Raw genomic sequence first — 13,395 nt, 5'->3', positions numbered from 1 at the left:
TATTGGCAAAAGCCCGGGAGCTCCCCGTCATCTAACCAATGCCCAGGAATTAGAACTAATTAAAATAATTACAACCAGAACCCCCGATGAAGAAGGCTTTACTGCGAGGAAAAAGTGGGATACTACGATAATAAGGAAGCTGGTAATGAAACTTTATGGTGTTTCCTACTGTCAAAGAGGAATGCTTGAAGTATTATACAGAAATAATTTAAGTTTTACCCGGCCGACGTATTCTTTAAAAAAAGCTGATGAATCAAAGCAAAAAGAATTCAAGGAGCAGTTTGAACTTTTAAAAAAAATTAATGAAAGGTCATATAGATTATATTCTTTTTGAGGATGAATCAATGATTCGGGATTACCAGGCCATAGCAAAAACATGGTTTATAAAAGGCAGACAGCGCATTATTCCTACTACTGGTAAGCATAGGGGAGTTAAACTTTTAGGTGTATAAAGCTCTGAACCATTTTTACTTTCTATATAGTAATATATTTTTTAAAATTTTAGTATAATTTTTAAAGATAAATAAAATTAATACCACAAAATATGATTTAAAATAATAAATTGTGATATAATATATTTAAAAGAAGCCGTTACGGTTTTTGATTGTTAAATGTTATTAGTTAATTAAAATGCACTTACGCTAGGGTGCATTTTAATTTTTTAAGTTATTTTCTTTATCACTATCCGCAGTAATAGATATTTCATTATTACTGTGTTTAGAGCTGTTCTTATATTTAAGAATGGCTCTTTCTTTTAAGTATGCAAGCATAGCAAAAATACCAACTATACTCACTATTGTAACGCATACTATAGATGTAATAGTAATAGAATCACTCATTTATGTCACCCCCTCTGTTGTCAGATTAACCGCAACGACTTCCATGGGAGAGATAAAATCCTGGAGGGTGACTAACTAAAAACATCCTTATTCTCCTGATAATTATTATAGCATAAATTTTAACCACGAATCTATATTTATAAAGTTTATCCATATTCTACCTTGTAGTTAAGCACAGAATTAATTATTGCCCCGAGTTATTGATTTAACCCGGGGCTTGTTTCTTATTGCTGGGATATTTTTATAAATAGAGTGTTCTGAAGTTTGCCCACTAATATTGTAGTGTTTTTAGGTGCATAATCTACTTTTATGCTTTGTGGAATGAATAATATTAAGGAAAAAATAATTATTATAATAATTATTTTTACCAAGTCCAATTTTTTTACTTTTGTGTTTAAATAGTGCAATAGCATATTTTTTATTTTATTAATCATGTTCGTCACCTCACTTCTTTAGAAAATTTTCCCTATAAGGTTATGTGTTACTTTTGAAAAAATTAAATAAATAATTTTAAAATATTTATACTTTTAATATGTGGTAAAATTGTATGAAAAAATAAAAAATCCTGAATTTTTTCAGGATTTCTAAAAAAACCTTATATTAATATACAATGCATTTTTTATAACATAATTTTACAATAAAACTTGTTACTATATAGAAAGTAAGAAATATACAAGCAGCATTCCAATAAATTCTGAAATAAAATTCACTAAATAGTGGAATTATAAAAATATAATAATTCTGACTATAGGATTGTGAACAGGAATGAAAAAAGTACATGATAGAATAAATTATTATGCTGAAAAATCAGATTTTGAAGAAGTCAATCAGGCACTGAAAAATAACTCAAATAAGAGAATGCATATAAGATATATTGTTATACTTAACTATCTCCAGGGATACAAGCTTAACGAGATTGCCTATATGAACAATATATCTTTTCAAACTGTAGGTGTATATGTTAAAAAATATAAATCGTCTGGATTAAGTGGTTTGGTTATTGGCAAAAGCCCGGGAGCTCCCCGTCATCTAACCAATGCCCAGGAATTAGAACTAATTAAAATAATTACAACCAGAACCCCCGATGAAGAAGGTTTTACCGCAAGAAAAAAGTGGGATACTACGATAATAAGGAAGCTGGTAATGAAACTTTATGGTGTTTCCTACTGTCAAAGAGGAATGCTTGAAGTATTATACAGAAATAATTTAAGTTTCACCCGTCCAACATATTCTTTGAAAAAAGCTGATGAATCAAGACAAAAAGAATTCAAAGACCAGTTTGAACTTTTAAAAAAAAATTAATGAAAGGTCATATAGATTATATTCTTTTTGAGGATGAATCAATGATTCGGGATTACCAGGCCATAGCAAAAATATGGTTTATAAAAGGCAGACAGCGCATTATTCCTACTACTGGTAAGCATAGGGGAGTTAAACTTTTAGGTGTATTAAACTATGAAACTGGACAAGTATATTGCAGTGAAGACGAAAAGTATGATGCTGAAGTATTTCTTAAATTTCTAAAGGAAATTGTACAGCAGTATCCTTCTGGAAAGATAGTAATGATCCTGGATAATTCTCGTATTCACCACGCAAAACTTATACAGCCATTTATGGAGGCAACCCCTCGATTGAAACTTGTATTTCTTCCACCATACAGCCCACAGCTTAACCTTATTGAAGGTCTGTGGAAGTGGCTTAAATCTGACATTATAAATAATGTATTTTATCCCACAGTAAAAGAAATAAGGACAGCTGTCAGAGAGTTTATTAAACGTATCAATTTATCCAACTCAGAGGTTATTGACAGACTTTGTATAAAGCTTTGAACCATTTTTACTTTCTATATAGAGTAAAAATATTCTGGTTTTATTTTATTTAAAAGTACTATAAACCACCATTTATGGTACAATTGATTAAAATGATCGGGAGGGTTAATAATATGAATTTTTTAAAAGATATTATAAGTCGGGGTATATTTTTATTGATTTCGGGGCTAATCGTATACATTTTAACTTCAAAACTAGGATTTGAGCACAAAGAATATAATTTTAATGATCCAAGAAAATCCGGATTACATGCTTTTGCTGCAGTTTTTATAAGTATTTTTTTAATTACGCTTATAATATTTTTTATAAATTATACTGGTAAATCAAATACTGATATACAGACAAGTGTAACTTATAATTTTTCTACTGTTCTGTCAAATGCATTATTGTATTTAATAATTATAAGCCCTATATTATTAACAAAGAAATTTTTTAAACAATCATGGGCAAGTACAGGGGTGTCAAGGCATAATCTGAAAAAATCAATTGGTATTGGTACAATCTCAGGTATTATATTTATAATATTGTCGCTATTTTATATGAATATAAATGTCGATAAAGTAATAACTCATTTAAACATTGGCCATTTTTGGGCGTTATTAAACTGTGCTGTAATTGGATTTTCTGAAGAGTTCATATTTAGGGGATATTTACAAACCCGTTTAATTGCATGGATGGGAAAAAACAAAGGATGGATGACTGCTTCTGCTTTAATGGCTTTAATGCATTTACCTCAAAGAATTTTTATTGGGAAAATGACTTTAACTGAAACCCTTACGAGTATGTTTGGTTTAGTTTTTTTCAGTTTGTTCTTGGGATATATGATGATTAAAACTGAAAATGTCACTGCACCATCTATATTTCATGCTTTATATGATTGGGGATATACACTGGTTTAGTTTTAAAGTATATAAAAAAATGGGTATTTTTCTATGCTCGCATAGTTAAAATATTGAAATTTTAACTATAACGGCAAAAATAAATATACCTACTAAGATTAGCAATATTCCATCGGATTTTTTATTTTGTTTATAAAAATATATTCCATTTAAAATTTGAAAAATTCCTAAACAAATGAACATAAAATTCATTAATACTTGAGTGTTAGGTCTATAAGTGTTGCTGTATATCAGAGCAATTATGCATAATATGAGTGTTAACATTCCAAATATAAATCTGATTATTGAATATTTGCTTTTCAAATTTATTTCCTCCTGGCTTTTTATATTATAATAACATAAATGCTAGTTTCCAGCTTTAGTTTTTTTACATAAAAATATCTTTTTTAATATGATATAATATCTATTAAGAAAATAAAGTTTTTTAATTGGCCACTCTCCAGATTTTATCTCTTGCAAAGAGGGTATTTATGGCTAATTGATAACAGAGATCGGTTATTGAAAATCGATAAATTTTATGGAAGGGTATAAGGATGAAATTTAATTCGAAAATTGGTTGGTGGTTTCATATTACAGTAGTATTATTTACAATTATAACTTTATGGTTGTTTTATTTATATATTATAAATAAAATAGGATCTTTAGCATTTATTTTATTCATTTCTTTATTAATATTATTTATTTTACCAAGATATTTTCTTACTTATTATGTTTTTGAAGATTCATATTTATATATAAGAAGTGGGCTAATATTAAATATTAAGATTAATTATGGAGATATTATTTCATTTAAAGAGAGTAATAACATAATATCTTCTCCAGCGTTATCTATGGATAGATTAGAAATTAAATATTATAAAAATTCTTTCTGTGATTCTATATTAATTTCTCCAGATAAAAAACAGGAATTTATTGATGTACTCAGCAAGCGAATTGCTTCACAAATTTAAAATTTTATTTATTATAAAAAGGCATGATCACCTTTTTATTTTGGAAAAAGACTAAAATAAAAGCTCAAAAAATTAAATGCACTTTGCGAGAGTGCATTTAATTAACTGAAAATCCAATTCAATAATAAAGCCGCAATGGCTTCTTTTAATTATATTTTAGCACATTTTTAAAAAAATAAACTCGATTTTAGAATAAATTATCGTAAGATCATGGTAATTTATTTTTTTATTTAGAACTTTTATTAACTTAATAATTGATATTAAGTGTAACTTTTTATATATTAAAATTGTCTAATTAATGTGTGATAAATTGTTTCCAGATATCTTTGTGGAGGAGTGAGGTAGTGAAAGAAACGGATAAAGTTCAAATTCTTGTGAATAATGCTAAAAAAGGAGATGATAGATCGTTTGTTGAGTTGATAAATTTTTATAAAGAAAATCTTTATAAAATGGCATTTATATATGTAAGAAATGAACAGGATGCTCTGGATATTGTAAGCGATACTGTATATAAAGCCTATATGAATATAAATAAATTAAGGGAATCACAGTATTTTAGCAGTTGGATTATAAAGATACTTATAAATTTATCTATAAATAAGTTAAAAAGTAATAAAAATATTATTTATGTTCATGACTATAATTTATTAGACAAGGATAATAATATTTCAGAAATGGAGTTTAACATATCTAAAAATGTTGACTTATATAATGCTATGGATAATTTGAGTATAAAATATAAAAACTTAATCATTTTAAAATATTTTCAGGATATGACTATTCCTCAAATTTCTAAGCTTTTAGAATACCCGGAAGGCACTGTGAAAGTTTATTTAAGAAGAGCGTTAAAAAAATTAAAAGTTGAATTGGAAAAGGGGTGTATTTAAATGAAGCATGATCCTAAAAATGGGTTTGAAAAAATTGACATATCAAGCAGGCTTGATGATGTAATTAAAAAGTCTATTTCAAAAGCAAAAAGGGATAAAAAAATAAGAACTATAAAACTAAGGCTGATTAAGATTAATGCTGCAATAGCTTCATTGATTATTATTTTCATCAGCAGTGTCAATTTTGTGCCTGCTTTTGCGGAGTCACTAAGTGATGTGCCTGTAATATCATCTATAGCCAATGCTGTACAATTTCATTATGATAAAAATATAGATAGTGCTGTAAATCAAAATTTGTCTCAAAATATAAGTAAAATTCAAAAAGACAAGAATATAAGTATCACTGTTGATAATGTAATTACAGATGATAAAGATATATTTATATTATATACGTTAAATGGAACAACAGCTGATGAGGATATCAAGAATCTTCTGATGAAAAAATTTTCTATAAGTGACAACAATGGAAAAACTCTCTTGAGCAGTGATGATTTTAAATCACAAAGACTTCCGCCTAAGCTGAATAATAAAAATCAAGATAGTCTATCCTTAAGCAACACAAATTATAAATGTATAATTTCATCATTGGGTAATTCTATTGAAAATTATTCTAAAAATAAGAAAACTTTTGGTTCCATAGAGTTGATAAGTATAAAGGATATGAAAATACCTGATGAAATAAATTTAAAGGTTTCAGGTATTACTGAAGCATATAATATGTCTTATTCTAAAGAAGCTTACAATAATTTTACTTCAAAATTCAATAGAGAACCCAAAAATATATCCGGCAATTGGAATTTTGAAATAAAACTTGACAAAAACCTAAAATCACAAAAACCGGAAGAATATAATAATATTCCATTTTCAATTAATAATACTGATTTCACTTTTAAAAGTGTAAAAATCTACCCTACCCATACTGAAATAAGAATACAATTGGGTAAAAATAGTATTGATAAATCTCAATGCAATTCAATTGGAAGAATAGTTGGAGGGGATACCAGCAAGTTACCCTATTTGACAGATGAGAAAGGAAATAAATATAGTATTTCGGGGAATGCTCTGGTAAGCATGGATTCGGAAAATTGTATAAATTTATCATTTGAAAGTCCTTACTTTAACAGAACAAATAAATTGTATCTAGTGATAAATCAACTTAATTACTCAAATGGTGAACCTTATACAAATATAGAGACAACGAAAGTAAAAATCAAATAGTTTTTATTAAAAAATTATAAGTATTCATGAACTAAAAAAAGGAGTAGTGACTAGGTAATACTGTAAATTTAAGAAGTTAGCCCAATACAAGCAGTACTATTTTTGAGATAGCTTTATCATCATAAGAGAGGGATAGGAAAAGGGATAGGAAAAATGAAAAATAAATGCATAAAGTTAATACTAATATTTACGCTGATTAGCTGTTGTGTTTTTTCGGGGTGCACTAGCCCATCTTTTAATAATAAAAACCAATCAACAGCAGTTAATAATGTAACAAAAAAATCAGATCAACAGTTGATGATGAGTACTATTAAATCATTAGCTGTTAGCAATAGATCATTTGGTTCAGATAATGAAAAAAAAGCTTACGAATACATAAAAAATAAAATTCAGTCCTATGGATATAAAACGCAGACGCAAACATTTTCTTTGTATAATTATACATCGGATAACAAATTGCAATTGAACGGTAGCCAAAATTTAATTGCAATTAAGAAAAGTAAAGCAAATTATAATAAAGGAACTGTAATCATTTGTGCACACTACGATTGTTCTGAAAATTCCATAGGAGCAAATGACAATGCTTCAGGAGTTTCGGTGGTTATGGAAACGGCTAGATTACTAAAAAATGTACCAAGTAATTATGAATTAAGATTTATTTTCTTTGGTGGTGAAGAATTGGGAGGAGTAGGCTCAAATCATTACATAAAAAATTTATCCTCTAATGATAAAAAAAATATAAAAGCAGTTATAAATATTGATTCAATAGCACAGAAAGGTGGTAGTAAACCATATATATTTACCATAAGTGGAAAGAAAAATTTTGCTGTTACGTTATTAGAAAGAAAGCCTAAAGATATGAATATAAAGAAAACAGATCGTGAGTTTAGCGATTATGTTGCTTTTGATGCAAATAAAATTCCGGCATTGTGTATAGGACAGGCTTATGACAAAAATTTAAAAATAAACAGTCCACAGGATACAATTTCACTTATAGATGAATCAAAGCTCAAGTTAGTTGCAGATACTGTTATAAATTCATTATCTAATTGAGAATTTTTAATTCAAAAATAAACTGGATTTTAAAATAAATTATCGTAAATCATGATAATTTATTTTTTTGTTTGCCTTTGACGATTTTCCTTTTGATAACAATTGTCTCTTGCAGTTATGCTATAATTAAATTACCAATATATTTGGCTGGAGGTAGAAAATGGAGGACTTGGATTTTGTAAAAAAAATTTGTGAAGCTGATGCACCCAGTGGGAGAGAGGATTGGCTGTACTCTATCATAGAAGATGGTTTTAAGGAATTTGGAAATATAACCATGAGCAAATTGAATAATATTTACATACATAAAAAAGGAAAAAATTCCAATAAAATAATGATAATGGCCCATGCAGATGAAGTGTTTTTAATGGTAAATGAGATTTCAAGGGAAGGATTTTTAAAATTCAAAGCTGTGGGAATAGATCCCAAAAGCCTTGTATCCCAGGAGGTTGTCATTCATGGGAAAGAGAGAATAAAGGGAATTGTAGCTTTAAAGCCTGCATATGAGGATAAAGACAGAAATAAGATCAAGATGGAAAATCTGTATATAGACACAGGATATAATTTTGAGAAATTAAATGATTTAGTCAATATAGGAGATTATATTACTTTAAAAAGAAATATGATTCAGCTTTTAAATGAGAATGTATGCGGCAAAGCCATAGATAATAGGGCAAGTATTGCAGCTATGCATATATGTGCAGCAGAGCTCAAAAATGTCACTCCGGACCTGGATGTTTATTTTGTGTGTTCCTGTCAGGAGGAAGTGGGACACAGAGGTGCCGGCATGGCAAGCTATGAAATCAAACCGGACATAGGCATAGCTGTTGATGTGACCTTTGATGGAGGAATATTCGGGGATACGGACAGAGAAAATAAATTGGGAGAGGGACCCGTCATATGTATAGGACCCAATGTGCATCCTAAACTTAAAAGCAGGATAATAGAGACGGCAGATAGACATAATATTTCCTATCAAGTCGAAGTGGAGCCGGGAAACACCGGGACGGATGCCTGGGACATTCAGACTGCCGTTGGTGGAATACCAACCCTTCTAATATCCATTCCCATAAAGTATATGCATACTTCTGTGGAGATGGTGAATTTAAGAGATATCAGAAATACGGGAAGGCTTCTGGCCAGGTTTATTCAGGAATTAAAAGGAAATGAATTGGAGGGATTGTTTTGTTTTTAGAAAAACTCTGTAATTCCATGGGACCCTCCGGGTATGAAAATGAAACAAGGAAAGTTATCTTAGATGAACTGGGAATGTTCACCAAAGATATAAATGTAGATAGAATGGGAAATGTTGTGGTTCATAAAAATAGTAGTTCTAATTCTCCTAAAGTAATGGTGGCCTCGCATATGGATGAATTGGGGCTTATAATAACAGGTTATAATGAAGATGGAACTTTAAAATTTTCAACTATAGGAGAGGTGGATAAAAATTCACTGCCCTGTAAAACTATTCTGATCGGTGATGAAAAAATATCGGGAATTATAGGAATAAAACCAATACATCTCCAGAACAAGAAAGAAGTAAATAAGAGTTTATCCTGTGAAAACATGTGTATAGATATAGGTGCCTTCAGCAAGAAAGAATGCAGCAAAATTGTTTCACTGGGAGATTTCGCGGTGTTTGACAATCATTTTTGTTATTTTGGAGATGACTTTATAGAGGGAAAAGCTCTGGATAGCAGAATAGGTTGTTCCATACTTATGGAATTATTGAAACAGGATTTTAAATGCAATTTATATGGTGTATTTAGTGTACAGGGCAATATAGAGCAAAGGGGAATCTATGGTGCAGCTTATAATATTGATCCAGATGTTACTATAATTTTAGATGCGATAAATAGTATGGATATATTAGAAACCCCAGGTTATTTAAGAACCATACAATTGACGGGTGGCCCTATTATACCATTTAAAGGTGGAGAGTCAATATTTGATAAAGATATTGGAGAATCTATTAGGAATGAAGCGATTAATAAAGGTATTCCCTATCAAAAAGTTGGAGATACTCAGAGAGAGGGAGAACTTAAGGCAGTCCGTATTAGTGTGAATGATTGCAAGATTGCGGCTGTACTAATGCCCTGCAGGTATATGAATTGCAATATATCTCTATGCAGTAAAGCTGACTATCAAAATACGTTGGAGTTGCTGAAAAACTATTTGAAGGAATTATAGTATGGTTTAGTTAAAAGGTGGAGGGGTGAGAATTTTGGATAAACTTCTAATAAAATTAATCAATTCTTTTGGAATCAGCGGTAGGGAATATGAAGTTAAGCGGGTAATAAAAGATTATCTAAATAACATAGATCAGAGCGTATATGAGGATGGTATGGGTAACGTAATATTGAAATTAGGATCTGGAGAAATTAAAATTATGTTGTGTTCCCATATGGATTCAGTTGGATTTATAGTAAATCATGTAGATGATAATGGAATGATAAGAGTCAGCAGTATAGGTCATTTTAATAAGGAAGATATATCCCACAGTTTTATAAGATTTGAGAATGGCACATTGGGTAAAATATATACTTCTTCCAAAGATATGTTTGTTGATATAGGGGCAAAAGAAAAGGAAGAGGCATTGAAAAAAGTAAAAGAGGGAGACATAGCATCTCTTGTGGGACCTTATTTAAATGCAGGGGATAATAATGTGATAAGTCCACTTTTGCATAATAAAGTAGGATGTTATATACTTTTGAGACTCATAGAGGAAATTGAAATGAAGGATGGAGTTGAAATCAGTTTTGTATTTTCATCCCAGGGAGAAGTGGGAGGAATAGGAGCAAGAGCTGCAGCAAGTGATATAAAGCCTGATTATTGTATAGTAGTGGGAACTGATAAGGCGAAAAATTCAGAAAAACCGGATACAAATATAAACATGGGAGAAGGCCCTGTGCTCAAGATCATGGATAATTCCCTTATAATGCACAGGGATATAAAGAATATATTGGAGAATGCAGCAAAAAAAGCAAATGTAAATCTTCAATACAGTATAAATACAGATAGATCTGAAGGTGAATTGGTGCATAAACAGGGCATAGGTATAAGAACCGGTGAAATTGCCATACCCTGCAGGTATAAGTATTCTGCTTCAGAAATGATATCTATTGATGACGTGGAAGATACTATAAAGGTATTAAAACATTTGGGAAATTTTAGTAGTCTTCTGTAAAAATGAATATTCGATTAAGGTTATTTAGAAAGGCTTAAATGTGAAATGAGAAAATTTAGGTGGATTTTAGTAGTATTATGGATGATAATAATATTTGCTTTTTCCAATCAGAAAGCAGTTGTGTCAAATGATAAAAGCGAATTTGTTATATATATATTTCAGATGTTAGGGATTGATTTAAATAGTATATTTGGAAACTTAGCCAATTTTGTAGTGAGAAAAGTTTCTCATTTTTTAGAGTATTTAATATTATCAGTACTTATATTCAACGCGGGAAAAGAGAATTTCAAGTTGAAAAAATTAGCTGCTTTTTCACTTTCAGTAATATTTTTGTATTCCTGTTCAGATGAATTTCATCAGCTGTTTGTGTTGGGAAGAACTGCTCGAATGAAAGATGTAATAATAGATACTGCAGGTGGAATGGTGGGATTTTTGATATGTTATTACTGGTACAAAAAAAGGGCTAAAGAGCTCTAAAGGTTATTTAGAGCGTTCTTTAATTTTAGCCAGTCGTTTTTATAGGTAGATTCAAAATTGCTATTTCTATTGTAAGTCAGAGCAGAGGGGTGGTACATAGGAAATATATGTTTTTTAAGCTGTTCATTAAAATAGATATTTCCGTGACACTCTCCTATAGAGTTGAATTCAGTAAATATTTTTAAAGGTGTATTTCCCAAAGTTATAATTATTCTAGGATTTACCAGTTCAATTTCTTTATTCAGTATATCCTTGAACAGTTTTATTTCAGAAATCTTTGGAGTTCTGTTGCTTACAGTTTTTCTTCCGTTTTTACCTTCTTTTATCTTAATAGGCCTGAAAAAACAGCTGTTAGTTATTCGAACCATTTTCCTTTCTAAATTTATTAGGTTTAGGTATTTTTCAAAAGTTTTGCCAGCCATGCCCACAAAAGGTTTACCCCTTTCTACTTCTGTTTTACCGGGAGCCTCACCTACAAATAATACGTCACAGGGAATGGGACCATCTCCTGATATATATCCGCCTATTGGAGACTCCTTGTAATTGTCACAAATTTCTTTAATTTTTTTTCTAAGCCTTTCTTCTATATCATTCATAAAAGATTTCCTTTCTAATATTTTATCAATTATATTTTCTTACATTTTAACATATATATACTTTTTAAATGAAATAATTTATCTACTTTTAGCATAATTGTACCAATACATTTGCAAATAAATATGCTGATGATATAATGCTGTTAAATTGTTTAAGAGGTGATTTTGTTGAAAGTTCCATATATAATGACGCCGGGGCCCACAGAAGTTAGAGAAAATGTGAGGCTGGCTAGAAGTGTGCGATGCACAAATCCTGATTTAGATATTAAATTCTATGATTTTTATAAGGAAACTTGTAAAAAGATAAGTGAACTTTTAAAAACTAAAAATGAAGTTAGAATATTAGGCGGCGAAGGTATGCTTGGTTTAGAGGCTGCCTGTGCCTCTCTCACTGAAAAAGGGGATAGAGTACTTGTAATTGACAATGGAATATTTGGAGAGGGATTTGCAGATTTAATCAAATTGTATGATGGCGAAGTGGTGTTTTTTAAGGGAGACAGGAGAGAAGAAATAAATTTAGAGGATTTAAAGAGATTTTTAGATAAGGACAGCAATTTTAAGTATGCCACGGTTGTGCACTGTGATACTCCATCAGGAGTACTGAATGATTTGTCAAAAATATGTCCTATGCTCAAGGAAAAAGGTATATTGACTCTAGTGGATAGTGTTTCCGCTATGGGAGGTGAAAATTTAGAAGTTGATAATTGGAAAATAGATATAGTTGTAGGAGGATCTCAAAAATGTATTTCAGCACCTCCGGGTCTTTCACTGCTCAGTATTAGTAAAGATGCTTTTTATGCAATGGAAAGCAGAAAGAGTCCTATAAAGTCTTTTTATTGTAATCTGCTGGTTTGGAAAAATTATTATGAAGAAAAGTGGTTTCCATATACCCCACCTATAAGTGATATAATTGCATTGAGAACAGCGGTGGACAATATTTTGGCAGATGATAGTGTCCTGAAAAGACATGAAAGAATCGGAAAAAGCATGAGAAAAGCTATTATAGAAGCTGGACTGCATTTGTATACAAGAAATGGATATTCCAATACTGTAAGTGTTATTGAAGTACCGGCAGGTATAGATGAAAAGAAGTTGAGACAATACATGGTGGACAATTTTAATGTTCTGATAGCAGGTTCTTTTGGATATTTGGAGGGGAAGGTGATTAGAATAGGGCATATGGGTGAAAATGCTAGAGAAGATCTAGTAGTCCATACTTTATATTCTCTTCAAAGAGCTTTAGAGCATTTTGGATTCAAGTGTAAATGTGATATGGCACAGTGCTTTTTAAGAGAAATTCACAGTTCATGATGATGAAATTATAAAATAAACAGCACCTAGTGTATCAGTATACGAATGGTATGGAAAAAGCTATTATACAGCAGGAAATATAAGATAAATTGGTTTTAAGGATATATACTGCAGAGAAAATAAAATGAAATATGATAGAATATCAACTGTTG

The 13,395-nt window shown here is 30.2% G+C and carries 14 protein-coding genes; 12 read left to right on the top strand and 2 right to left on the bottom strand.

Going from position 1 to position 13,395, the window contains the following annotated elements; genetic code table 11:
- Positions 1–334: winged helix-turn-helix domain-containing protein (locus LN736_RS18050; protein ID WP_229982151.1), on the top strand; the 334-nt coding region annotated here is incomplete at its 5' end.
- A 319-nt stretch (positions 335–653) separates the two neighbouring features.
- On the opposite strand, the gene LN736_RS18045 is transcribed toward LN736_RS18050, so the two are convergent.
- On the bottom strand, positions 654–839 hold the full coding sequence (locus LN736_RS18045) for a hypothetical protein (RefSeq protein WP_229982150.1): 186 nt from the start codon (positions 837–839) through the stop codon (positions 654–656).
- A 765-nt stretch (positions 840–1,604) separates the two neighbouring features.
- Between LN736_RS18045 and LN736_RS18040 the strand changes: the two genes are divergently transcribed.
- From LN736_RS18040 to LN736_RS17995, 10 genes are all read left to right on the top strand, one after another.
- Positions 1,605–2,668 (top strand): IS630 family transposase gene (locus tag LN736_RS18040; RefSeq protein WP_407647207.1). Its coding sequence is split into 2 segments (ribosomal slippage): positions 1,605–2,129 and positions 2,132–2,668, totalling 1,062 coding nucleotides; the frame shifts between segments, so codons are not numbered across the junction.
- Positions 2,669–2,781: 113 nt separating this feature from the next.
- The gene (locus LN736_RS18035) at positions 2,782–3,567 is read left to right on the top strand and encodes a CPBP family intramembrane glutamic endopeptidase (RefSeq protein WP_229982149.1); all 786 of its coding nucleotides are present in this window, start codon (positions 2,782–2,784) and stop codon (positions 3,565–3,567) included.
- A gap of 533 nt (positions 3,568–4,100) precedes the next feature.
- Positions 4,101–4,517 carry a PH domain-containing protein gene (locus LN736_RS18030; protein ID WP_229982148.1) on the top strand — a complete coding sequence of 139 codons (417 nt, stop codon included), beginning with the start codon at positions 4,101–4,103 and terminating at the stop codon, positions 4,515–4,517.
- Between the two features lie 344 nt (positions 4,518–4,861).
- Positions 4,862–5,404 carry a sigma-70 family RNA polymerase sigma factor gene (locus LN736_RS18025; RefSeq protein ID WP_150358719.1) on the top strand — a complete coding sequence of 181 codons (543 nt, stop codon included), beginning with the start codon at positions 4,862–4,864 and terminating at the stop codon, positions 5,402–5,404.
- Complete coding sequence (locus LN736_RS18020; protein WP_229982147.1) at positions 5,405–6,622, top strand: DUF4179 domain-containing protein; 1,218 nt, start codon at positions 5,405–5,407, stop codon at positions 6,620–6,622.
- Positions 6,623–6,775: 153 nt separating this feature from the next.
- Positions 6,776–7,675, top strand: coding sequence for a M28 family peptidase (locus LN736_RS18015; protein WP_229982146.1), 900 nt, complete (start codon positions 6,776–6,778; stop codon positions 7,673–7,675).
- A gap of 160 nt (positions 7,676–7,835) precedes the next feature.
- Positions 7,836–8,867 carry a zinc-binding metallopeptidase family protein gene (locus tag LN736_RS18010; RefSeq protein WP_229982145.1) on the top strand — a complete coding sequence of 344 codons (1,032 nt, stop codon included), beginning with the start codon at positions 7,836–7,838 and terminating at the stop codon, positions 8,865–8,867.
- Entirely contained in the window at positions 8,858–9,862 is a 1,005-nt protein-coding gene (locus tag LN736_RS18005) for a M42 family metallopeptidase (protein WP_229982144.1), read from the top strand. Before LN736_RS18010 ends, LN736_RS18005 begins: the two co-directional genes overlap by 10 nt.
- 25 nt (positions 9,863–9,887) lie before the next feature.
- Positions 9,888–10,859, top strand: a complete 972-nt coding sequence (locus tag LN736_RS18000; RefSeq protein WP_326839102.1) for a zinc-binding metallopeptidase family protein — start codon at positions 9,888–9,890, stop codon at positions 10,857–10,859.
- 45 nt (positions 10,860–10,904) lie between these two features.
- Positions 10,905–11,336 (top strand): VanZ family protein, encoded by a 432-nt coding sequence (locus LN736_RS17995; protein WP_268253960.1) that lies wholly within the window; start codon positions 10,905–10,907, stop codon positions 11,334–11,336.
- Here LN736_RS17995 and LN736_RS17990 read toward each other — a convergent pair.
- On the bottom strand, positions 11,333–11,932 hold the full coding sequence (locus LN736_RS17990; RefSeq protein WP_150358712.1) for a uracil-DNA glycosylase: 600 nt from the start codon (positions 11,930–11,932) through the stop codon (positions 11,333–11,335). The genes LN736_RS17995 and LN736_RS17990 overlap by 4 nt on opposite strands.
- A gap of 168 nt (positions 11,933–12,100) precedes the next feature.
- Here LN736_RS17990 and LN736_RS17985 point away from each other — a divergent pair, with 168 nt between their 5' ends.
- The gene (locus LN736_RS17985; protein ID WP_229982141.1) at positions 12,101–13,243 is read left to right on the top strand and encodes a pyridoxal-phosphate-dependent aminotransferase family protein; all 1,143 of its coding nucleotides are present in this window, start codon (positions 12,101–12,103) and stop codon (positions 13,241–13,243) included.
- Positions 13,244–13,395 lie beyond the last annotated feature (152 nt).

The sequence above is a fragment of the Clostridium aromativorans genome, assembly GCF_020908015.1.
Classification (GTDB): domain Bacteria; phylum Bacillota; class Clostridia; order Clostridiales; family Clostridiaceae; genus Clostridium_B; species Clostridium_B aromativorans.
The sequence above is the reverse complement of the archived record's forward strand: the minus strand, read 5'-3'. Positions and strand labels throughout refer to the sequence as shown.